22 protein-coding genes and 1 pseudogene are annotated in these 22,087 nt (G+C 73.2%); 11 read left to right on the top strand and 12 right to left on the bottom strand.

What is annotated here, in order from left to right:
- Window positions 1-138 precede the first annotated feature (138 nt).
- The 4 genes from BKD26_RS13575 (at window position 139) to BKD26_RS13590 (ending at window position 4,509) form a co-directional block, all read left to right on the top strand.
- A complete protein-coding gene (locus BKD26_RS13575; RefSeq protein ID WP_084898092.1) occupies window positions 139-519 on the top strand; it encodes a DUF6479 family protein in 381 nt (126 codons plus the stop codon).
- A 240-nt stretch (window positions 520-759) separates the two neighbouring features.
- Window positions 760-2,112 (top strand): cytochrome P450, encoded by a 1,353-nt coding sequence (locus tag BKD26_RS13580; protein ID WP_084898093.1) that lies wholly within the window; start codon window positions 760-762, stop codon window positions 2,110-2,112.
- 451 nt (window positions 2,113-2,563) lie between these two features.
- Window positions 2,564-2,797, top strand: coding sequence for a chaplin (locus tag BKD26_RS13585; RefSeq protein WP_084898094.1), 234 nt, complete (start codon window positions 2,564-2,566; stop codon window positions 2,795-2,797).
- Between the two features lie 206 nt (window positions 2,798-3,003).
- Window positions 3,004-4,509 carry a glycosyl hydrolase gene (locus tag BKD26_RS13590; protein ID WP_084898095.1) on the top strand — a complete coding sequence of 502 codons (1,506 nt, stop codon included), beginning with the start codon at window positions 3,004-3,006 and terminating at the stop codon, window positions 4,507-4,509.
- Here the strand turns inward: BKD26_RS13590 and BKD26_RS13595 are convergent.
- The 8 genes and pseudogenes from BKD26_RS13595 to BKD26_RS13635 all read right to left on the bottom strand — a co-directional run bounded on the left by BKD26_RS13595 (window position 4,499) and on the right by BKD26_RS13635 (window position 14,175).
- Window positions 4,499-5,596 (bottom strand): GNAT family N-acetyltransferase, encoded by a 1,098-nt coding sequence (locus BKD26_RS13595; RefSeq protein WP_084898096.1) that lies wholly within the window; start codon window positions 5,594-5,596, stop codon window positions 4,499-4,501. The two genes, BKD26_RS13590 and BKD26_RS13595, sit on opposite strands and share 11 nt — an antisense overlap.
- Window positions 5,593-6,255, bottom strand: a complete 663-nt coding sequence (locus BKD26_RS13600) for a lipopolysaccharide biosynthesis protein (protein ID WP_084898097.1) — start codon at window positions 6,253-6,255, stop codon at window positions 5,593-5,595. The genes BKD26_RS13595 and BKD26_RS13600 overlap by 4 nt, the downstream gene beginning before the upstream one ends.
- 7 nt (window positions 6,256-6,262) lie before the next feature.
- Window positions 6,263-7,360, bottom strand: coding sequence for a glycosyltransferase (locus BKD26_RS13605; RefSeq protein WP_107417866.1), 1,098 nt, complete (start codon window positions 7,358-7,360; stop codon window positions 6,263-6,265).
- A gap of 5 nt (window positions 7,361-7,365) precedes the next feature.
- Complete coding sequence (locus BKD26_RS13610) at window positions 7,366-8,094, bottom strand: polysaccharide deacetylase family protein (protein WP_084898099.1); 729 nt, start codon at window positions 8,092-8,094, stop codon at window positions 7,366-7,368.
- Complete coding sequence (locus tag BKD26_RS13615; protein WP_143662644.1) at window positions 8,027-10,027, bottom strand: lipid II flippase MurJ; 2,001 nt, start codon at window positions 10,025-10,027, stop codon at window positions 8,027-8,029. Before BKD26_RS13615 ends, BKD26_RS13610 begins: the two co-directional genes overlap by 68 nt.
- Before the next feature lie 325 nt (window positions 10,028-10,352).
- A pseudogene (locus BKD26_RS13625) lies at window positions 10,353-11,606 on the bottom strand (O-antigen ligase family protein); the annotation flags it as partial.
- Window positions 11,606-13,021, bottom strand: coding sequence for an exopolysaccharide biosynthesis polyprenyl glycosylphosphotransferase (locus tag BKD26_RS13630; protein ID WP_084898100.1), 1,416 nt, complete (start codon window positions 13,019-13,021; stop codon window positions 11,606-11,608). The pseudogene BKD26_RS13625 and the gene BKD26_RS13630, both read right to left, overlap by 1 nt.
- Window positions 13,018-14,175, bottom strand: a complete 1,158-nt coding sequence (locus BKD26_RS13635) for a glycosyltransferase (RefSeq protein ID WP_084898101.1) — start codon at window positions 14,173-14,175, stop codon at window positions 13,018-13,020. The genes BKD26_RS13630 and BKD26_RS13635 overlap by 4 nt, the downstream gene beginning before the upstream one ends.
- Window positions 14,176-14,516: 341 nt before the next feature.
- On the opposite strand from BKD26_RS13635, the gene BKD26_RS13640 reads away from it, so the two are divergent.
- From BKD26_RS13640 to BKD26_RS13660, 5 genes are all read left to right on the top strand, one after another.
- Window positions 14,517-14,756: a chaplin gene (locus tag BKD26_RS13640; RefSeq protein WP_084898102.1), complete on the top strand. Its 240-nt coding sequence runs from the start codon at window positions 14,517-14,519 to the stop codon at window positions 14,754-14,756.
- Window positions 14,757-15,030: 274 nt separating this feature from the next.
- Window positions 15,031-15,645, top strand: a complete 615-nt coding sequence (locus tag BKD26_RS13645; RefSeq protein ID WP_084898103.1) for a hypothetical protein — start codon at window positions 15,031-15,033, stop codon at window positions 15,643-15,645.
- Between the two features lie 269 nt (window positions 15,646-15,914).
- Window positions 15,915-16,196 carry a hypothetical protein gene (locus tag BKD26_RS13650; RefSeq protein WP_084898104.1) on the top strand — a complete coding sequence of 94 codons (282 nt, stop codon included), beginning with the start codon at window positions 15,915-15,917 and terminating at the stop codon, window positions 16,194-16,196.
- A gap of 207 nt (window positions 16,197-16,403) precedes the next feature.
- Entirely contained in the window at window positions 16,404-16,928 is a 525-nt protein-coding gene (locus BKD26_RS13655; protein WP_084898105.1) for a hypothetical protein, read from the top strand.
- A gap of 171 nt (window positions 16,929-17,099) precedes the next feature.
- Complete coding sequence (locus BKD26_RS13660) at window positions 17,100-17,375, top strand: chaplin (RefSeq protein WP_084898106.1); 276 nt, start codon at window positions 17,100-17,102, stop codon at window positions 17,373-17,375.
- 75 nt (window positions 17,376-17,450) lie between these two features.
- Here BKD26_RS13660 and BKD26_RS13665 read toward each other — a convergent pair whose 3' ends face one another.
- On the bottom strand, window positions 17,451-18,320 hold the full coding sequence (locus BKD26_RS13665; protein WP_084898107.1) for a tyrosinase family protein: 870 nt from the start codon (window positions 18,318-18,320) through the stop codon (window positions 17,451-17,453).
- Window positions 18,301-18,702: a tyrosinase family oxidase copper chaperone gene (locus BKD26_RS13670; protein ID WP_084898108.1), complete on the bottom strand. Its 402-nt coding sequence runs from the start codon at window positions 18,700-18,702 to the stop codon at window positions 18,301-18,303. Before BKD26_RS13670 ends, BKD26_RS13665 begins: the two co-directional genes overlap by 20 nt.
- A 179-nt stretch (window positions 18,703-18,881) precedes the next feature.
- Between BKD26_RS13670 and BKD26_RS13675 the strand changes: the two genes are divergently transcribed.
- A complete protein-coding gene (locus BKD26_RS13675; protein WP_084898109.1) occupies window positions 18,882-19,391 on the top strand; it encodes a DUF5949 family protein in 510 nt (169 codons plus the stop codon).
- A 127-nt stretch (window positions 19,392-19,518) separates the two neighbouring features.
- Window positions 19,519-20,154, top strand: a complete 636-nt coding sequence (locus BKD26_RS13680; RefSeq protein ID WP_107417870.1) for a vitamin K epoxide reductase family protein — start codon at window positions 19,519-19,521, stop codon at window positions 20,152-20,154.
- A 67-nt stretch (window positions 20,155-20,221) separates the two neighbouring features.
- Here BKD26_RS13680 and BKD26_RS41275 read toward each other — a convergent pair whose 3' ends face one another.
- Both BKD26_RS41275 and BKD26_RS13690 read right to left on the bottom strand, forming a co-directional pair.
- Window positions 20,222-20,434, bottom strand: coding sequence for a cytochrome P450 (locus BKD26_RS41275; protein ID WP_241518631.1), 213 nt, complete (start codon window positions 20,432-20,434; stop codon window positions 20,222-20,224).
- Window positions 20,398-22,014, bottom strand: a complete 1,617-nt coding sequence (locus BKD26_RS13690; RefSeq protein WP_241518632.1) for a DHA2 family efflux MFS transporter permease subunit — start codon at window positions 22,012-22,014, stop codon at window positions 20,398-20,400. Before BKD26_RS13690 ends, BKD26_RS41275 begins: the two co-directional genes overlap by 37 nt.
- Between the last annotated feature and the right edge of the window lie 73 nt (window positions 22,015-22,087).

The following is a 22,087-nucleotide window of genomic DNA, read 5'->3' on the forward strand; positions in this document are numbered from 1 at the left end:
GTTTAAGTTGCGCCAGGTCACCCGAAGAGATCAATCACCTAACAACGGATGAATCGCTTTTACGATGATGGTTTTGTCCCTGCCCGTGCCCGGCCCGTGCGCATGTCTGATCGGGCCTGACCGGGGTACACGCCCCATATGGACTCTCTTACTGCGTTCACTACGGAATTCGCCGCAAAGGACCATGTCGTGGGCATTGGTCCGCTGGTCGCGGGCGTCCTCCTCGTCGGTTTCCTGATCGGCGCGTTCTGGCTGGGGCGGCGCATCCGGAACCGGGAGCCCGCACCTCCCGACCCGGCCGAGCAGCCGCACCGGCCGCCGGACGCCGGGCTGCCGGGTGAGGCCGAGGGCCACCGCCGCCCCGCCGAGCTGGACGAGCGCGAGGACCGGGTGATGCCGTACGAGCTGAGGCACCAGAACACCGACCCGGACCCCTCGCCGCGCAGCGAGAAGGACGCCAAGTGGGGCGGCGCCCCCAGCGGCGGCTTCGGCAGCGGCGGCCCCACCACGGGCGGCTGACGCCCCCGGCGGCGGCCGGCACCGGCAGGCGCACGGCCACCCCGTGGCGGCTGCCCCCGGCGGGCGCACGGCCCGGCGGTGGCTGCCCCCGGCGGCGACTGGCACGGGGCGGCCGAAGGCCGGCCGGTAGCGCACGGCCCCGGCGGGGGCTGGCACCGGCGGCGTACGGCCCCGGCGGCGAGCGGGCCGCGTACTCCCACGTGCCGTTTCGTGCTGGGGGCGCCTGGGCACCCGGGGCCCATGACCAGTACGGACAGGGCCACGCACACCCCCGCCCGGGCGTCCGCGCGCGACACCGCGCGGCTGGCCGCGCAGGTGCTCGCACCCACCCTCGCGGCCGGCGTCATCGTCCGCCGCCGCGCCGGGATGGCCCTGGCCGAGCGGTACGCCGTCGACCGGCGCGCCACCGGGCTGCTCACCGAGCTGCGCGGCGCCTACGGCCCCGGCCCGCTCCGGGTCGATGTGGCCGGGCGCCACTTCGCCGTCGTCCTCCAGGCCGGTGACGCCACCCGGATCCTGAACGGCACGCCGGACCCGTACTCCCCCTCCACCCGCGAGAAGCGCGCCTCGCTCGAACAGTTCCAGCCGCACGGCGTGCTGATCTCCCGCGGTACGGAACGGGACACGCGGCGCGCGTTCAACGAGGCCGTGCTGGAGTACGGCCACCAGATGCACAGCCTGGCCCCGCGGATGGTGCGGACGGTACGCGAAGAGGCCGGCAAGCTCCTGGGCGCGACGACCGCCGGCGACGGCGAGATCGACTGGCAGGCCTTCCGTACCGCCTGGGACCGCACGGCCCGGCGCCTCGTGCTCGGCGACACCGGGCGTGACGACACCGGCCTGACCGCGATGCTCGGCCGGCTCCGCTCCACCGCCAACTGGGCCGGCGCCGCCCCGCGCCGCACCGCCCTGCGCGACCGCTTCGAGCGCCGGCTGCGCACGCACCTCGACCGCGCCGAGCCCGGCAGCCTCGCCGCCGCCCTCGCCGCCACGCCCGCCGAGCCCGGCACCGACCCGGCGGGCCAGGTGCCGCACTGGCTGTTCGCCTTCGACGCGGCGGGCATCGCGACCTACCGGACCCTGGCCCTGCTGTCCACACACACCGCGCAGGAGACGCAGATACGCAATGAGCTGGCGGTCACCGACCTGACCGAGCCGCGCCTCCTGCCGTACACCCGCGCCTGCCTGCTGGAGTCGGTACGCCTGTGGCCGACCTCGCCGTTCGTGCTGCGTGAGTCGGTGCGAGAGACGGACTGGGGCGAGGACGCGCTGCCCGCCGGGACCGAGTTCCTGATCTACACCCCGCTGTTCCACCGGGACGAGTCGCTGCCGTACTCGGACCGGTTCACGCCGGAGATCTGGTTGGACGGCACGGCCCAGGACACCGAGGCGCTGATGCCGTTCAGCGCGGGCCCGGGCGAGTGCCCGGGGGAGGACCTGGTGCTGCTGGTCACCTCCACCATGCTGGCGGCCCTCCTCGAACGGCACACCTACCTGCCGGACCGGCCCGGCCGGCTGCGGCCGGACCGGCCGCTGCCGCGCACCCTCGACCACTTCGGCCTGCGCTTCGCGGCCCTGCCCCATCGCCCGTGACGGCGGCTGTGAGGAGACGAGTACGCGCTGTGACATGATGCGAGAGCCTCGCCAAGGCTGCTGTGAACGGAAAGGTTCGGCATGGCTCCTCGCGCCGGTAAGTGGCAGCGTGTGCCCCTCATCCCACAGAGCAGGCAAGCGACGGAGGCCGACACGGCCCCCGTCTATTCGTCGTTGCTGCGCGAATGGAGAGCGCTGGGCCGGGCGGTCCCGGGACTGCCGGACCACGAATGGGAGGTTCTGACGTCCCGCCCCGTGTGGCCCAGCCGTTGAGCCATCTGCCTCCGGCCGCAGCTCGGCAGTTCGAGTGAATCGGTGCCGAAAGTTGCCGCAGTGGTGTCTTTCCGCTTTCGCATTCGTTGTGATTTTCGCAGTGGAAGCCGGGCCTCGTCGGGCTCGTTCGTCACGAAATCCGTGGCAAGACTTCCTCCTGTGGAAAGGACCCGAAACTATGAAGTGCAAGAAGGCTGCGGTAGCCGTCGCCGGTGTGGTCATGGCGCTGGGTGCGGCCGCGCCTGCTGTGGCCGACGCCGACGCCGAGGCTGCCGCTGTTGGCTCGCCGGGCGTCATCTCCGGCAACGTCGTCCAGGTGCCGATTCACGTGCCGATCAACGTGTGCGGCAACACCATCAACATCATCGCGCTGCTGAACCCTGCCTTCGGGAACGTCTGCGTCAACAAGTGACGCAGCAGCAGGCCTCGGCCGCGTCCGCGTAACAGCCGGTCCCGGAGCGCTCCGGGACCGGCTTTTCTCTGCCCGGATGCCCCATGCGGGCGATGAAATCCACCAACGGCCTACTGAAAGCCGGGACCGCGATCCCGGTCGGCCCATTAAGAATACTTTTGCTCCGAGTGACTGGCGGAATCCTGACGCCTGGCGAAGGAGCGGACATGGGTCACCGGAGAGCGAACACGAAAGGCGCGCGGCGGGGGGTGCTCACCGCCGGTCTGCTGAGCCTGCTGATGGCCGGATCCGCCTTGTCGGCCCCGCCCGGTCACGCCGCCGCCCCGGCCGCCCCGGGGGCGGCCGAACCCCCTGCCATGGCCCCGGCAGCGGGGCGTGCACCGGAGCACGGCCCAGGCCCGGCCGGCGACGCGGAAGCCGGTACGGAGGCGGGCGCGGGCGCGGGGACGGCTGCGGGGGCGGGGGCGGGGGCCGGGACGGCCGCCGGAGCCGGGGCGGGCCAGGGCGCGGGAGCCGGAGCCGGGGCGGGAGCCGGCGACGGAGCCGGGGTGGGGCCAGGGACGGGTTCCAAGGCCGGTGCGGGATCGGGGGCGGCAGCGGTTACCCGGCCGCACTCCGGGACCTCGACCGAGGCCGGGGACGGGGCCGGGGACGGGGACGACGCGGGTGCCGGGACCGCGGTGGGGGCCTATCTGGACTACGGGCCGCGGGGCATCCACCGCATGGCGGGGCTGCGCAAGTGGCTCGGCGGTACCGACCTGCGGGTGGGGCACACCTACCTGCCCGGCGACGTGTGGACCAACATCGAGGGCCGCCCCGGCTTCCTGGAGCACTGGGCGCAGTGGCGGCAGGCGCGCAAGGACCGGCTGTTCGTGCTCAACGTGCCCATGCTGGAGCGCAACGAGAGCCACCTGCCGGACCCCGTCGTACGGCAGTTGCTGCGGCTGGGCGCGGACGGGCGCTTCGACCGGCACTTCCGGGCCCTCGGTGAGCGCCTCGTACGGCTCGACGTGCCGGACACCGTCATCGTCCTCGGCTGGGAGATGAACGGCATCACGTACTCGCACCGCTGCGGCCCCGATCCGGAGGCCTGGAAGGCGTACTGGAAACGCATCGTCACCGCCATGCGCGCGGTGCCGGGCCAGCGGTTCCGGTTCGACTTCGCGCCCAACCGCGGGCGGGACGCCATTCCGTGGACCGCCTGCTATCCCGGTGACGACGTCGTCGACATCATCGGGATGGACTCCTACGACCAGCCCTCGGGCCAGACCTTCGACCAGCAGGTGAACGAGCCCTACGGGCTGCGGCAGCACGTGGAGTTCGCCGCCGCGCACGGCAAGCCCATCTCGTACCCGGAGTGGGGCCTGTTCCGCAACGGCGACAACCCGGAGTACATGCGGCGCATGCTGGAGTGGATCGACCGGCACAAGCCGCTGTACCACACGATCACCGACTACTGCCCGCACGGCGTGTGGCAGTGCGACGAGAACCCCAAGTCGTCCGAGGTGTTCCGCACGATGCTCTCCGGGAAGGGCAAGCCCACGGAACCGGCACCCGAGCCGGAGCCCCAGCCCGAGCCGGAACCGGAACCGCAGCCCCAGCCCGAGCCGCAGCCCGCCTGCACGCCGCTGGACCTCGGCGACTGGGTCGAGAAGTGGCTCGGCCGCAAGCTGTGCGTACGCGTCGAATGGCGCCGTCACCTCACGTCATGAGCCGCCGCACCCACGCCCGGTCACGCAGCCGGTCCGCCGCCCGGCGGCGGCCGGCCGCGTACCCGGCGAGGAGCAGCAGCGGAGCCGCCGTGCGCCGGCGGGCGAGCAGCAGCCGCTGGTTGACGACCGGTTCGGGGCGCCAGTGGCTCTTGTACGACTCGCGCCCACGCAGCAGGCTCAGCGTGGTGCGGCCGCTGGCGCTGCTCTCCCGGGCGCCGTTGCGCAGCAGCAGCGTCGCCACGTCCACCTTGTTGGCGCGCAGCACCGGATGCGCCCCGTACAGATAGCCGCCGGACAGCAGCGGCGACATCAGCGTGAGGTCCGCGGCGACCACGTCACCGGCCATGCGGAACTCCGTCACCATCGCGTCACCCGACGCCACCATCGACCGCACCGCCCGCTCCAGGTGCTCCGCGAACCGGGGCTTGAGGTGTTCCGGTGTCACCCCGCGCTCCCCCCACTGGCGTTGGTGCAGGTCCAGCAGCCGCTTCAAGGCGTGCGGGACCTCGGCGGCGGGGACGACGTGCTCCTCGATGCCCAGCTTGTCCAGCTTGCGGAGCTTCGAGCGGGCCCGCTGGGCGCGGGACGACGGCAGGCGGCCGACCAGCTCGTCGATGGGCGCTGCCGGGAGCTCCATGCAGACGGAGTCGGGCATACGGTGGCGCGGGCCGCGCCAGCAGGCGTAGACGCGCTGGGCGGCGGCCTCCGCCCGTACCTCCCTCAGGTCGATCACGGCGGTACGGGCCAGCCGGCCGAGCGCCCTGGTCAGTACGGGTACCGCCGCGTCGGCGTACGCGTCGTCGACGAGCACGTCGGAGAAGTCCGTGATGGCCCCGCCCAGGTGGGTCAGCACCGGCAGCGGCCCGCGCACCAGCCGCAAGGGCGCCGCCGCGGCGAGCCGCCCGTCCCGGCGTACGAGGACGACGCGCAGGGTGCCGGGGGTGCCGTACGACACCCACCAGGAGTGCAGCCAGGAGTGCGCCTGGAACGGGGTGGCCGTGGCGCACCGCCGGTACAGGCCCGCCCAGTCCCGCGCCAGCCGGCCGAACTCCTCGCCGTCCCGGCAGACCGTCACCTCCCAGGTCATACGAGGGCCTCCTGCTGCGCCACCGGCCCCGGCACCGCCCCGTGCCCGTACCCGTACCGCTGCCCGCGCCGCGCGTAGCGGGGCCGCACCAGCAGGGCGAGCCCGCCGAGCAGCCCGCCCGCGCAGCCGCCGACGAGCGCGGACAGCGACGGCGAGGGCGAGACGGGGCTCGTCGGCGTGGCGGCCCGGGTGAACTGGAGGACCTTCACGCCGGTGCTGCCTTCGGTGTGGGAGCCCTTCTGTACGAGCGCCCTGGCCACGCTGTCGGCCATCCCCGCCGCGACCGCGGCCTCCGGCGCCCGCGCGGTGATGGCGATCATCGGGGCGTCCGGCGAGGTCGCGGCCTGCACGCTCGCGCGCAGGGTGTCCGCCGGCACACCGGCCGCGACCTGGGCGTCGCCGACGACCGCGATGTCGGTGGCGACCCGCCCGTACGCCTGCGCCAGGCCCATCGCGCCGGCCGGGTCGGACTTCGCGGACGGCACGACGATGACGTAACTGGTCGCCGCGTACTCCGGGGTCTTCAGCAGCCCGTACGCGCCGCCGACGAGGACGCCCAGCAGCGCGGCGGCCGGGACGAGCCAGCGGCGGCGGGTGCGCTTGAGACGGGTGAGCCATCCGATCGCGCGGCGTACGGCAAGGGACTGGGTCGTGGTCATCGACAACTCACTTCTTCGTAGAGCTCGTCGAAAGCTCGTCGTAGAGGGACATCAACTGCTGTGCGCTGCGCGCGATGTCGTAGCGGTGTACGGCGGCGGGGACCGGCAGCCGGTCGCGGGTGACCGACCGCAGCGCGGCCACCACGTCCTGGACCGTTCCGCCGATCCGGCGCGCCCCGGGCGCCTCCTCGGGCGGCAGGTCGTCGAGCGCGGGGCACGCCACGTACCGCACGGGCAGCCCGGCGGCCAGCGCCTCGACGATCGCGAGCCCGAACGCCTCCTCGGCGGAGGTGGACACGAACCCGTCCATCGCCGACAGCAGCTCCGGCAGGCCACGGTCGACCGCGCCGGCCCACACCACCCGGTCCGCCGCCCCGCACTCCCGGGCGACCCGTTCCAGCGGCTCCCGCTGCTCGCCCTCCCCGACCAGCAGCAGCCGGGTGTCCTCGGGGAGCGCGGCCACCGCCCGGATCAGCGTGTCGAACCGTTTGCCCGCCGCCAGCCTCCCCACCCCGCCGACGACGTACGCGCCGGGCGCCAGCCCCAGCCGCCGGCGCGCCGCCCGCCGCGCGGCCGGGTCGAAGGCGAAGCGCCGCACGTCGATGCCGTTCGGTACGACCCGGATGCGCGCCGGGCGCACGCCCCACCCGGCGAGGCGCCGCGCGACCGTGTCGGAGACGGCGACCGTCGACGTACCGAGCCGCTCGCTCGCCAGGTACAGGGCGCGCGCGCCGCTGCTCAGGCGCCGGCCCTCGATCTGGGCGGCGCCCAGCGAGTGCTCGGTCGCGACGACGGTCCGTACGCCCGCGAGGCGCGCGGCGAGCCGCCCGTACACGCACGCCCGGTACAGGTGCGTGTGGACGACGTCGAAGGCGCCGTGCCGGATCAGCCGGGTCAGGCGGGGCAGGGCGGACAGGTCGCGGTTGCCGCGCATGCCCAGGTGCGCGACCGGTACGCCGTCGGCGCGCAGCGCGGCGGCGACGGGGCCGGGGTTGGTGAGCGTGACGACGCTGCTGCGGACACGGCCCATGTGCGGCAGCAGCAGGCGCAGTTGCTGCTCGGCGCCGCCGATGCCGAGGCCGGTGATGACGTGCAGGACGTTCAGGGCGCTCATGACACGGGTACCGGGGCGCGCCGCACCCCGTGCAGCCGGCGCTTGGCGTGCAGCCGCCAGGCGGTGTCCCGCTGCCCGATGTGCACCCGGGGCAGGGCGTACAGGCTGCTCATGGCGCCCGGGTCGATGGCGGCGGCGTACGTGTACCCGGCCTCCCGCACGGCGCGGATGGCGCGGCCGTTGACGTGGCCGTACGGATAGCAGAAGCCGTCCGGGGCGGTTCCCGTGAGCGTACGGAGCGCCTCGCGGCTGCGCGCGGTCTCCTCGCGCAGGACGTGCTCGGGGGCGGCGGGCAGCGAGACGTGCGCGAGGCCGTGCGAGGCGACCTCCATGCCGGCGGCGGCGCAGCGGCGGACGCCGTCCTCGGTGAGCAGCGGCTTGCGCGGGCCGAGCGCGTCCCACGTGTTGTCGCCGCCGAGCCGACCGGGGAGGACGAAGACGGTGGCCGTGCACTCGTGGCGGCGCAGGATCGGGACGGCGTTGTCGAGGAAGTCGGCGTACCCGTCGTCGAAGGTGAGGCCGACCAGGCCGCGTGTGTCGCCGTGGCGCGCCGCGTACAGCAGCAACTGCCGTACGCCGACCCCGCGCAGGCCGTGGTCGCGCAGCCAGCGCAGCTGCTTGTCGAGGCGGGCGGGCGAGACGGTCACGTGGTACGGGTCATCGTCCGTGGTGTCGTCGATCGAGTGGTACATCGCCACCCAGAGGGGGATTCTCGGCTGGTTCATGAGTGGGCCTTCGCAGCACGGCGGAACGGATGAGGGAGGGGACGACCGGGGCGCGCAGGGCGCAGGCGGTGGCGGTGAACGTGGCCGTGACCGTGACGAGTGCGAGCGCCACGGCGAGCGGCGGTGGACCGGCCGCGCACCACCACCCGGCGGCGGTGGCGACGGCCGCGGCCGCGGTGAGCCGGGCCAGCCCGAGGGCGAGGCGCCGGGCGTCGAGGGGGACGCTCTGCCTGCGTACGCCGAGCAGGAGGAGGGCGGCGGTGAGGGTGATGCCGAGCGCGTTCGCGGCGGCGATGCCGGGGGTGCCCCACGGGCCGGCCCACGCCCGGCCGGCGGCGGCGGTCACGGCGATGCCGCCGAGCATGGCGGCGGCCGGGTACCACAGGGGGCGGGAGGCGGAGAAGTAGCAGCGTACGAGGGCACCGACGAGCGTCTGGCCGAGCAGCCCGAGGGCGTACACCCGCATGACGGCGGCCGTGGCGGCGGTGTCCGCGCCGTCGAACGCGCCGCGCTGGAAGAGCACCTGCACGATCTGCGGCGCGGCCGCCACGACGGTCGCGGCGCCGACCAGGACGATCACGCCCGCGAGCAGCAGATCCCGCTCGGCCCGCCGCCGCGCGGCCGCCGTGTCACCCGCCGCGAGCGCCCGCGCGACGACGGGGAAGCTGACCGTGCACAGCATCAGCGACAGGACCATGGGCAGTTGGGCGACCTTCTGGGCGTAGTTCAGGTGCGAGATGGCCCCGGCGGGCAGCGGCGCGGCGAGGAACCGCTCGACCAGGACCTGCGACTGACGGCTCACCGCGAACACGACCACCGGCGCGAGCGCGACCAGGACGAGTTGGACGGCCGGTTGCCCCGGATTCGCGGGGGCGGACGGGGGCGCCGGCCGGTGCGGCTCCGCGGGGGCGGTCCATGGTGTCGGCCGGTCCGGCTCCGCCGAGGCGGTCCATGGTGTCGGCTGGTGCGGCTTCACCGGGGCGGACGGGGGTGCGGGTTGCTCGGCCTTCGCCGGGGCGAGGCGGGATGCCGGGTGCTCGGCCTTCCCCGGGGCGGACAGGGACACAGGCCGGTCCGGGGTCGCGGGGGTGGGGCGGGTCGTCGGCTGCTCCGGTTCCGCCGGGGCGAACCATGGTGCCGGGTGCTCGGCCTTCCCCGGGGCGGACAGGGACGCAGGCCGGTCCGGGGTCGCGGGGGTGGGGCGCGGCGCGCCGGGTGTGCGCAGCACGTGCCAGAGGACCGGCGCCTGGATCAGCACCATCAGCACGCCGCCCGCCGCGACCCCGGCAGCCGCCGCGCGTACGCCCCACTCGCCGGGGCCGAGGAGGACGACCGCCGCGATGATGCCCGTGTTGTACGCCGCGTAGATCGCGGCCGGTGCGAGGAACCGGCCATGGGCGCGGAGCGCGGCGCTGCAGTACCCGGCGAGCGCGAAGGAGAGCAGGCAGGTCGCGGTCAACCGGGTGCAGTCGACGGCCAGTTGCCGATCCGGCAGCCCGGGCGCGAGCAGGGTGACGAGCCAGGGCGCGGCGAGGGCCAGCCCCCCGGCGGCGGCGCTCATGCCGAGGGCGGCCTTCGGGAGGGTGGCCCTGACGAGGGCGTGTACGGGGTCGTCGCCCTGGCCCGCCCGGCGGGCGAGCGCGGCGGCGAAGGCGGGTACGAGGACGAGGGCCATGCCGTCCTCGATCAGCAGCGTGGCCGCGAATTCCGGGACGGTCCAGGCGACGAGGAAGGCGTCCGTGCCGGTACCCGCGCCGAACGTGCGGGCGAGCAACTGGTCCCGGACCAGCCCCAGCAGGGCGCCCACCGCCGTCAGCCCGGCCGTGAGCGCGGCCGCCCGGGCGAGGACGCGGCTGGACGGAGCCCATGACAGTCCGCCAGCCTCCGGCGCGGGCCGCGCGGCCACCGCGACGCGCTGCGGGGCGTCAGCCATGCGGACCTCCCGTGCCGGGAAGGGCGCCGGCGCACGGGACGGCACCCCGCTGGACGGCGCCACGGCCGGGGACGGCACCTCGCTGGACGGCGCCACGTGCCGGGGCCTGGACGCCCGGCTCCCGCGCGCCGCCCCGGACGGCGTCCGAGCCGGCGCCACCCCTGCCGGGCCGTACCCCGCCCGCGTCCGTACCCGCACACACGCCCGCGCCCTGGCCGGCGCCCCCGGCCCGCCCGGTCGCCGCGCCGCGCGGAACGGGGCACGGGCCGCCCCGTGGGCCGACGGGACGCGGGGCGGCGTCCGACGGGGACCACGGGGACCACGGGGCCAGGGCCCACCAGGCGGCGAGGCCGAGGGCCAGGGCCGTCAGGACGGTGGCCGGGCCGCCGATGTCCGCGTACACGAAGTCGACGAGCTGCCACACCAGCAGGCCCACCGCGACCAAGGCGCAGTCCAGGCCGTCCCGGCGGGCCTCCGGCAGTCGCCGCAGGGCGCACACCAGCAGGGCGAGCCAGCTGCCCGCGAGCGTCAAGAGGCCGAGCAGGCCCTGTTCCCCCAGCACCAGCAGGTACATGTTGTGCGGCGACAACAGGGGCTGCCGCTCGAAGCCCCGCCCCGCGCCCGCCGTGTCGCTGCCCGACGACAGGGCGAGTGAGGCGTGGCTGTCCCGGTAGTGGGGGAAGCCCTTGAGCCCGACGCCCGTGAGGGGTTCGGTGCGCCACATCCCGGCCGCCGCGGCCCACATGGTGTACCGGTCGGTCACCGACCGGTCGGGAGCCGCGGTGACCTGCGTGATGCTCGCGACCCGCTCCTGGACGAGTTGCGAGCCGATGCCCAGCCCCGCCACCAGCACCACGCCCAGCGCGCCCGCCGCCAGTCCCGCCCGCACCGCCCGCCGCACCCCGCACAGCACCAGCAGCAGCCCGCACGCCAGCACCGTCGCGATCCAGGCGCCGCGGCTGAACGACACCACCAGCGGCACGAGCAGCAGCCCGCCGCACACCAGCGCCCATGTCCTGGCCCGCCCCCGCCCCGGTGAACCGAGCGCGATCCCGGCGGCCGCGACGATCCCGTACGCGACGACCGTCGCCATGCCCATCACATCGCCGGCCCCGAACGTCCCCACCGCCCGGACGTCCTCCCCCATGTACGACGCGCCCGTCCCGGTGAGGTACTGCACGACGCCGACCGCCCCCTGCACCAGGGCGAGGCCGATCACCGCCCAGGCGACCACCGCGAAGTCCCGCCGGTCGCGCACCAGCAGCACCACGGCGGCCGGTACGAGGACGAAGACCTGGAGGTAACGCGCCACGCCCGGGAGGCTCGCCGCCGGGTCGTGGGACGCGACGGCCGCCGTACAGACGCCCAGCACGGGCAGACCCAGCACGACGGCCGCCGTCGGTGTCAGCGGCCGCGCCCGGTCCCGTACCAGGCGTACGGCGCAGAAGACGACGAGCACGGCGGACGCCGCGTCCGCCACCGTGCCGGTACCGGAGGCGCCGTGCGGTGGCGGGACGGCGAGCAGCGCGACCACCGCGAGCAGCGGCAGCAGGCGAAGCGGCGGCAGGCGAAGCGGCATCAGCTGCCCGCCGGGCGGATCAGCGAGGCCGCCGTACGCAGCAGGATGCACACGTCCTGCCAGAGCGACCAGTGGTCGATGTAGTGGTTGTCGAAGCGGCACCGGTCCTCGATGGAGGTGTCGCCGCGCAGCCCGTGCACCTGGGCGAGCCCGGTCAGCCCGACCGGCATCCGGTGCCGCGCCGCGTAACCGGGGTGCAGGCGACTGAACTTGGCGACGAAGTAGGGGCGTTCCGGGCGCGGGCCGACCAGGCTCATGTCGCCGCGCAGCACGTTCCACAGCTGCGGCAGCTCGTCGAGCGACGTACGGCGCAGGAACGTTCCGACGACGCTCATCCGCTCGTCGTGGGCGACGCTCCAGCGGGTCGCGGCCTCCTCGTCGTCGGCGGGGCGCAGCGTACGGAACTTCAGCAGCGTGAACAGCCGGCCGTCCTGGCCGACGCGCTCCTGACGGAAGATCACCCCGGGCCCGTCGGACAACCGGATCACGGCCGCGCACAAAAGCAGGAGCGGGGAGAGGGCGGCGAGCATGAGCCCGGCGACCGTGATGTCGAGGGCCCGTTTGGGCAGCCGGCCCCGGTGCGCGGGCGGCGGGTCCAGGCGCCGGCACGCGTGGCCCCACAGGTGCTGGCTCATCGGCGTCCGGCCACCGCCGGTGTCTCCGACGAGCCGGATGGCGCAGCCGTAGTGGCGCAGCAGCGCGACGAGGTCGGCATGTTCGGCGCCGCCGGCTTCGGCGCCGCCGGCGAACACCGCGTCGCGCACGCTGTTCTGGATGACGGCCCGGTGGATCTCCTCGGGGGTCGTCAGCACCGGCAGTGACGATTCGGCGGGCTCCGGCCGCTGGGTGGCGACGATGCCGACCGGCCGCATGCCGTACTCCGGATGCCTGGCGAGGACGCCGGCCAGTCGCCGCGCGGCGGGCGCGGTGCCGATGACGAGCGCGGAGCTCGGGTGGGCGCGGGCGGCGGTGCGGCGCCGGTGGTGCAGGACGGCGCGGCAGCCGCACACGAAGGCGAGGTGGACGGCGTACGCGGCGGCCAGCGCCGCCGGGCCGATGGCGCCCCGTGGGGACTGCGCGGCGAGCAGCGCGGCGGCCGCGCACCAGGCGATCGCGGCGCGTCCCGCGAGGGTGGGCAGTTCGTCGAGTACGGAGGCGATGGCACCGGGGCGGTAGAGGCCGGCGTACGCGTTGAGCGCGGCCAGGCAGGCGGTGAGCTGCATCAGCAGGGCGGCGCCGCGCTGCTCGTGGTCGAGCGTGAGCGCGGCGAGGAGGACGGCGGCGCAGTCGGCGGCGACCAGGGAGGAGACGAAGGGCGGCGCGGGCACCGGGCGGCTCGGCGGCAGGGCCACCCGGTCGGCCCTCCCGCGCGGCGGGACGACCGTGGTGGCCGGGCTGGTGCTTTCCGTGGTCACTGGGAGATCGGCTCCCTGAGCTCGGGGCGTGGTGCGGCGGTCACCTCGCGGTACACGTCCGCGATGGCCACGCCCGCGCGCCGCACGTCGAATCGCCGGAGTACGTGCCGCTGGGCCTGGCGGCCGAGGGCCTCCCGCAGGACGGGCCGCTGGAGCAGCACGGCCAGGGCGGCGCCGAGGGCGGCGGGGTCACTGGGGCGGACCAGGCAGTGCGTCTCCTGGCCCGGCGGCAGGCTCTCGCGGGCGCCGTCCACGTCGGTGACGAGGACGGGGCGGCCGGCCGCCATGGCCTCCAGGGGCGCGAGGGCCATCCCTTCCCACCGGGACGGCTGCACGACGAGGTCGGCGGCCCGGTACCAGGGCGCCGGGTCGGCCACGGCCCCGGCGAACGTGACCGACCCGGGCGCGCCCAGCCGGTGGGCGGTGGCGCGCAGCGCCTCGGACGTGGGGCCGTCACCGACGAGGACGAGCCGCGCGTGCGGTACGCGGTCGAGGACGGCGGGCCACGCCTCCAGGAGCGTGTCCTGGCCCTTCTGGCGGCACAGCCGCCCCACGCACACCACGAGCGGTGCCGAGGCGGGCAGCCCGAGCGCGGCGCGGGCGGCCGCCCGGTCCGGTCCGGTGGTGAACCGGGCGGTGTCGACGCCGTTGTGGACGACCGACCAGGACGCCCGTACGCCCGCGTACTCACCGCGCCGCCGTTCCGCCTCGCTGACGCAGATGACCCGGTCGGTCCAGCGGGCGGCCCAGCGTTCCCAGCGCCTGGCGAGCGCGCCGGTGACCCCGTCGGCCGCCTCGAACGACCAGGCGTGCGGCTGGTAGACGGTGGGCACGCGGCCCCGTACGGCGATCCGGGCGGCCAGCCCGGCCTTCGCGCTGTGCGCGTGCACCAGGTCGGGGCGTACGAGGCCGACGAGGTCTGCGATCCGGCGGCTCTCCGCCACCAGCCGCGGGCCCGGTTCCCGGCCGGCCCGCCACGGGAGCACCTCGGCGCCCCGCGCGCCGGCCGCCATCGCCAGCGGTGTACCGGGCGGGCAGGCGACGTACACCCGCATCCCCAGGTCCACCTGCGCGCCGACCACGTCGGTGACCACGCGGGCCACCCCGCCGTCACCCGGCTGGACAACATGCAATGCGGTGAGTGGAGGACGCACGCGTGACCCTTTCTACGAAGCTGGTGGCAGTGAGGGGTCGGCGCTTTCCGGCGCGCGGGCGAATGTCAGACCTCTGAATTCCCCCTGGTGGTTCTCCGCTTTGACGAATGAGGACCGGCGAGAGGAACGTTATAACTCAACAAACACGACCAGAAGCATATGAAACACCGCCGGAGCAACTTCCTTATTTTCACGTCGCGTTCCCGGTGTGGCGTGTCGCGCGCGAGCGCTCCGGCGGACGCGTCACCCATTCGGTCGCGCAACCGGCGAAATGCTGGGGCGTTGTTGGTGTAGCCGGCCACGTCGGCCGCTGTGCCTCACCAAACTAGGAGCTCGTCACCATGTCCCGTATCGCGAAGGCAGCCGTCCTGACCTCCGCCGTCGCCGCGTCCGTTGCCGGTGCCACCGGCGTCGCGCACGCCGACGCCGACGCGGAGGCCGCGGCCGTGAAGTCCCCCGGTGTCATCTCCGGCAACGTGATCCAGGTTCCGATCCACATCCCGATCAACCTGTGTGGCAACACCATCGACATCATCGGCGCACTGAACCCCACCTTCGGCAACGTCTGCGTCAACGACTGACGCAGGCCGCCACGCGCACAGCCGGCGCGAAAGCGGTGCGCCATCCTCGCGGGGGGTGGCGCACTTTTCGCATGTACGCAAGAGGGCGGGCCACCCTATCGGCGGCGCGCCGCCGTCGCCCGGGGGCGGCGCGACCGGCCCTTTTCCCGGCAGGTCAGGCGGCCCGATTCACCCGACGGGCCCATTCCCATGTCGTCACGTATGCGTTTGCGGGCCGCAATGAGCGGACTCACGGTGATGTCACGTTCTCGACGCATCACTGGAAGGACAAGGCATGCGTCTCCTGACACCCCGCCGTGTGGCGGTCACCGCGCTCTGTGCCGCGCTCACGCTCGGTACGGCGGGACCCGCCCTCGCCCACTCCACCCACCAAGCAGCCAAGCAGCAGGTCCGGGCGCCCGAGGACATCGGTGACATCCTCGGCTCGATCGGCAGCGTGCTGGACTCCGTTCTCGGCACCGTATCGGGCACGAGCAGCGCCCAGACGCTGCCCGCCACGGACATGAGCCAGCAGATGAAGGACCTCACCGCCGCCATCGAAGCCCTGAAGAAGGCGGTGGAGCAAAAGAACACCGCCCCCGCCGACAGCGGGATGACGGCGGCCGACGACATCTCCATGGACACCACCGACACCACCGGCTCCACCGGCTCCACCGGCTCCACGAACGTCACCGATACGATGGACGCGGACATGGACAAGGCCATGGCCGCCATGGACAAGGCGATCGACGACCTGGTCAACGCCGCGGCGAAGGGCCAGGCAGTCACCTCGGCGTCCCAGGTCCAGGCAGCGACCAAGACGCTTGTCGACACCATCATGCGCGACGTCGCCAAGATGACCGGTACGCCGGCCACGGGCATGACCACCCTCCCGGCCACCAGCCTCTAGGCCCCGTCCCGCCCCGACGGCCGTGCCGCCTCAGCCTCTGCCTCTCCCGCTGAGCCGACACGGCCGCCGGCCGTCCCTTCTCACGTTGATCGGAGAATAGGACCGATTCACATCATTCGGGTGCAGTGCCGAGAATTCACGGCTCGCGGAGTTTCCCCCACGCGGAGGGCTCGTTACAGAAGACAGAGCGCTGCACAGGTGATCTCAAGTGGCCTGTGATGTGCGTGAGTTGCAGCGAACAGACGCCATTCCAGGAAGGACTCACTCCAATGAAGCCCACCAAGGTTGCTGCGGTCGTCGCCGGTTCCGTGATGGCTCTGGGCGCGGCCGCCCCGGCCTTCGCCGTCGACAGCCTCACCCCCTCCAGCCTCAACGGAGGAGTCGAGGCCCTGGGCAAGAAGGGTCTCACCGAGGCGGTTCCCGCCGACGCCGTGGGCAAGGTGACCGACGGCCAGGCGGTCGAGAAGGTGCAGGGCACCGCCGGTGCGCTGGAGCCCGCGAAGGACACCGCGAAGCCGCTCCTGGGTGGGCTGCCCCCGCTGGGCAAGTAAGACGCCGAGTAATACGCCCAGTAAATCGTACGTACTGCTGCCGGGGCCGACGGGAAACGAGACGTTTCCGTCGGCCTTTCGGCGTACCCGGGCGCCACCCGGCCGATGGCATTGCTGCAATCAGGCGAATTCTGACGCGTTTGTCGGCGCGTGCTCGTTCTTTGAGGCAGCACCGTACTCACAAAGCCCGGGAAGGCGTACGCAGCAATGAACCTGAAATCTCAGGCCGGCATGGGGTTTGTCGTCACCTGCCTCGCATCAGCGGCGATGGCGTCGCCCGCGGCGGCAGCCGCCGCCGTACCCGTTGCACCCGTGGACGTGCCGCTGCACGGTCTCGGAACCGTACTCCCCACGGAGACGCCGACGCTGCGTACCGGTGTCCCCATCCCCCTGCCAGGGGCGCCCATGGGGCTCACCGGGCACGGGGAGGGCCGGGTCCAGCCGATCCACCTGCCGCAGCTTCCCTTCACGACCGGGGTCCCGGAAACGCTGGTCAGCGCGCCGCTGCCGAACGTCGTGGAGGGCGAGCCGACCGGCCGGGCACTGATCGCGGCCCCCGCCTCGGAGGTGCAGGCCACCACACCGGGCGCGATCCTCGGCTCCCCGGTCACCTTGCCGCGCGCCGAGTCGCTCGGCCTTCCGGGCCTGGAGCTGCCGCAGGTCGGCTTCCTGGCGCCGACCGTGACCGGGGCACTGGACTCCACGCTCGGACTGGCGCAGCCGAAGGACTGATCCGCGCCCCTTTCCGACCTCCCCCCTTTCCCGTACGCGTCCAAAAGGGCGAACCCTGTGCCACGACCGGCTGTTGGAGTGGCGCGGCCGTTACCCGGCCTGAAAAGCGGCGTTGTAGGGGAGTGACGACCGCAGGTCCGCGGTCGGATTTCCACGTACAAGGAGATTTTGATGTCTCGCATCGCGAAGGCTGCCGCCGTCATCGTCGGCACAGGCGCTGTCGTCCTGAGCGGATCCGGCGTGGCCATGGCCGGCGCCGACGCCGACGCCGCTGCTGTCGAGTCCCCCGGTGTCATCTCCGGCAACGCGATCCAGGTCCCGATCGACATCCCGATCAACCTGTGCGGCAACACCATCGACATCATCGGCCTGCTCAACCCCGCGTTCGGCAACCAGTGCGCGAACATCCAGCACAAGAAGGACCACAAGGACGGCTACGGCGGCTGAACCCCGCCGCGCGTACGGCCCCCCGGCTCACCGGCCGGGGGGCCGTTCCGTGTCCGCGCTGTCCGCGCACCCGTTTCACGCGTAGCGGTAGATGCCCCGGTGGTCGGCCACGTCGGCGGGGGTGACCGTGAACGGTGGCATCGGCTCGTCCCGGGCGACGACCCGGCGGTACTGGGCCGAGCCGGGTGGCGGCGGTGTGGCGGGCAGATAACCGGCCCGGGGGTGCTCGCGCTGCCAGCGCGACCAGATCAGGTCGATGAAGGAGTGGTGGAGCCAGAAGACCGGGTCGTTGACGGACGCGCCGCCGAGCATCAGGCCGCCGACCCACCGGTGGACGCGATTGTGGTTGCGCCAGCGGCCGTTGCCGCTCTCCCGGGTCCAGCCCTCCAGCGCGTTGCGGAAGCCGGTGCGGCTGGTGGAGTCCCACGGGGCGGAGTCGTACACGGTCTCGGCGGTGGCGCGGGCCAGCTCCTGCTTGGTGGGCAGGCCGATGGGGTTGGCCGGGTTGCCGAAGTTCCGGGTCAGGAAGGGGCTTGTCGTCACACCGACGGTGATCGGCCAGTTCCCCTTGGCGTACGCGAAGGGCCCGGTCATCACCTGCTGGTCGCCGCGCCGTCCGTTGCCGCCCATGAAGTCCTCGCCCCACAGGGAGGCGGCCGGGGTGTTGTCGCGGGTCCAGTCCCAGTAGGGCACGGTCACCCTCGGGTCGACGCTCCTGAGGGCCCGCTCGAACTCCAGCAGGTACTGCCGGTGCCAGGGCAGGAAGGACGGCGCCATGTGGGCGACCCGCAGATCGTCGTCGCCGTCCGCGCTGTAGTACCTGATGTGCGTCCGGACGAAGTCGTCGTACCGGCCGCTGCGCTTCAGGGCGAGCACGGCGCCGACGAACCTCTTGCGCTCGGCGCCGGTCAGGTCGCGCTGGTTCTTACGGACGTACGCTGCCATGGTGTGCTCCTGGGGCCAGTTGGGCGGAGCCCAGCTCGTCCACGGCGGCGCGGGCGGCCGCGAGGGGTGTCGGGTACGACTGGTAGTGGTCGACGAGGGTGAGGTAGCCGCCGTCGGCGCACCGCATCAGGTGCAGGGGCCGGCCGTCGACGCGTACGTCGAACCGCCGGCCGTCCGGTGGCGCCGGGCGGCCCTGGATGCGGCGGCCCCGGTACGTCTCGTCGAACCCTCCCGTGGACTCCCGCGCGGCCCTGTCGCGTGGGGTGCCGGCGACATGGGCGAGCGACCCGCCGGTGAACGCGGTGACGGTCAGCGTGAACAGCGCCCGCACAACGGCGCGGCGGCGCGGCAGGAGGCGGGACAGCGGCGGTCTGGCGCTCATCGATCGGGCTCCCTGCTCGTCATGGCTCCCACCGGGCACAACGACCCCGCTCGCGAACCGTTTCGTAAGGACGTCACCGCATCCGTTACCCGGCCAGGTGAATCATGACCCCGACGTATGGGCCGAACGGGTGGAAACGCGCCCGAACACCCGGAAGGACGCCACTACCATCCGGCAGCATGACTTCTTCCACCGCCGCAACGCCGGGCCAGCAGGAATCCCTCCTGGGCACCCTCACCGTCATCCCGTGGGTCAGCGAGCCGGAGTCCGACGCCGGCACCCCCGTGACGCCGTTCCTGATGGTGTACTCCCTCGGGGACGGCCGCGACGGGACCGAGGCCGGGGCGGAGGCGCTGCGTGCCGAGTTGGAGAAGATCGGCCTGTCGATCGGCGACAAGGTGACGGACCTGTCCCGCGAGACCCGGATCCCGGTCACCCTGCTGGTGGAGGCCGAACAGGCCGTGCTCAACCTTCCCTTCATGAAGGTGCAGTGTCCCGTGCCGCCGGAGTGGGAGAAGGCCGCCCACGAGAGCGGCACGGCCTACCTGATCTGCGCGCTGCGCCCGTGGCCGGAGGCCGTGCAGGGGAAGCCGGTCGGCGAGGAGCAGTTGCGGGCGTTCCTCGGCGAGGAGGAGATGGTGGCGAAGAGCGCCCACTGCCTGGTGCCGGTGCGCCGGGTCCGTACCTGACGGACAGCCCGAAGGGGCCCCGGCGCGAGGGGTGTTGACCTGGCGCCGGGGCCTCCCTCGTTCCGGTGGAAGAAATCGTGGAAAACCGAGACGAAAGGATTCGGCGTGTAACGTCGCCGCCATGACGATGACGCGCGTGAAGGACGAGGTTTCCCTCCACCGGGATGAGGCTGCCGGGCACGGCACGACGGTCGGCGCGGGCCGGGCGTTCGGGTGGATGCTGGTGGTCACGGGTGCGGTCGGGCTGCTGGCGGCGTGGGTGATCACGCTCGACAAGTTCAGGCTGCTGGAGGACCCGGACTTCACTCCGGGCTGCAGCCTGAACCCGGTCGTCTCCTGCGGCAACATCATGAAGAGTGAGCAGGCGTCGGTGTTCGGGTTCCCCAACCCGATGCTGGGGCTGGTGACATACGGCATGCTGATCGCGATCGGCGCGGCACTGCTGTCCGGGGCGCGGCTGCGGCGCTGGTACTGGCTGGGGCTGAACGCCGGGGCCCTCTTCGGGGTCGGGTTCTGCACCTGGCTGATGTACCAGTCGCTCTACACGATCAACTCGCTCTGCCTGTGGTGCTGTTCGGCGTGGGTCGCGACGATCGTCATGTTCTGGTACGTGATCTCGCACACCGTACGCAAGGGTCTGCTGCCGGCCCCGGCGGCGGTGCGCGGCTTCTTCGGCGAGTTCACCTGGGTGCTGCCCGTGCTGCACACCGGGATCATCGGGATGCTGATCCTGACCCGCTGGTGGGACTTCTGGACGAGCTGAGAACCCGGGTCGGAGGGTTTACGCCGCCAGGGCCGGTGGAGTGCCGCGCACTCCACCGGCCCTTCGGTCATGCGTTCCCGTGCCCGTACGGGCAGGTCGCCGCCGTCTGCGAAGAGGCGGCGCCGTCCGGCGCCGGCGCCACCCCGGCTGGGCGCTCGCGGCGGGCGACCCTCATCCGCAGGCCGCCCTGCGGGCGCAGGGTGACCATGGGCTCCTCGACCGGGGAGGGCCCCGGCAGGGCGCTCAGGCGCACCTGGCCGGCGAGAGTGGCGAGGGCCACGTGGCCGCCCAGCAGCGCGTGGTGGTTCCCGATGCAGACCCGGTGGCCCGCGCCGAACGGCAGATAGGCGTGGCGCGGAAGCTTCTCCTCGCGGTCCGGAGCGAACCGGTCGGGGTCGAAGCGCTCCGGATGGGGGAAGTAGTCAGCGCGCCGGTGGAGCGTGTACGGGCTGAAGATGACCGCCGCGCCGGCCGGGATGCGGTATCCGAGCACGTCCACGTCCGCAGTGGCCTGCCGGGAGAACATGTAGACCGGCGGGTAGAGCCGCATGGCCTCCTTGAACGGGAATCCAGGATGGCGACGCCCAGAACCCCGCCGATCTGCCGCATGGAGTTGTTCACGGCCGAGCCCGCGCCAGTGCGGTCCTCCGGCAGGACCGCCATGACCGCCTCGGTGGTGGGTGCCATGGCGGCGCCCAGGGCCGCGCCCTGGACCAGCATCAGCAGCCAGAAGTACGCCATGCCCGTTTCCACGTCGAGCTGGATGTACGCGAGGAAGGTGAGCGCGGCGACCACCATGGCCACGCACACCACCGCGCCCAGGCCGAGCCTGCGGACCAGGGCCGCCGAGAGCGGAGCGCCCAGCACCACCCCGACCGCCACCGGCAACAGGTTGAGCCCGGCCTCGAAGGGCGTCTGCCCCCGTACGCCCTGAAGGTAGAAGGCGGTGTAGAACATCGACCCGGACAGGCTGAAGTAGGTCAGCATCACGGAGGTCGTCGCACCGGTGAAGCGGGCGTTGCGGAACAGCCGGACGTCGAGGCTCGGGGTGGTCACCCGCAGTTCGACCAGCACGAACACGGCCAGCACCAGGATTCCGCCGGCGATCGGTCCCAGGACACCGGGGCTCGTCCACTCGTTGCGGTGGCCGCCCTCGATCAGTCCGTAGACGAGGGCGAGCAGGCCGGCGGTGGACAGCAGGACGCCCAGCGGGTCCAGCTTGGTGCGGCTCGCGTCCCTGGCGGCCGGCAGCAGCAGGACCGCGCCGACCAGCGTAATGGCTGCCAGGGGCACGTTGACCAGGAAGACCGAGCCCCACCAGAAGCGTTCCAGCAGGGCGCCGCCGACCAGTGGACCCGCGGCGATGGCCAGTCCGCTGGAGCCGGACCAGATCGCGATGGCCATCGCCCGTTCCCGGGCGTCGAAGACGGCCGCGATCAACGAAAGGGTGGCCGGCATGATCAGCGCACTGCCGACACCCATCGCGCCGCGCGCGGTGATGAGCTCGGCCGGGCTGTCGCAGAGACCGGCCCAGAACGAGGAGGCGGCGAAGATCAGGGTGCCGATGAGCAGCAGCCGCCGATGGCCGTACCGGTCGCCGAGGACTCCGCCGCTGAACAGCATGACGGCGAAGATCAGCGTGTAGGAGCTGATGCTCCACTGGAGCTCGTTGGTCGTGGCCCCCAGGCCCTCGACGGGATCCGCGAGGGTCTTGAGCGCCACGTTGAGGATCGTGTTGTCGAGCCACACCGTCAGCTGGGCGAGCACCAGTACCGCGAGCGCGAGCCAGCGCCGCCCGCCCGGGGTCCGGGTGGCATCCGCGACCGTCTCGTCCGGGTCCTGCCCCGCAAGCTGCTGCACCACGTGACTGTGACCTCTCGATATGGGGCGCCTGAACTGCCGTCCGAATCCTTCACGGCGCCCCGTATCAAGG

Origin of the sequence: Streptomyces sp. CB03238 (genome assembly GCF_002099185.1) — a bacterium.
Classification (GTDB): Bacteria; Actinomycetota; Actinomycetes; order Streptomycetales; family Streptomycetaceae; genus Streptomyces.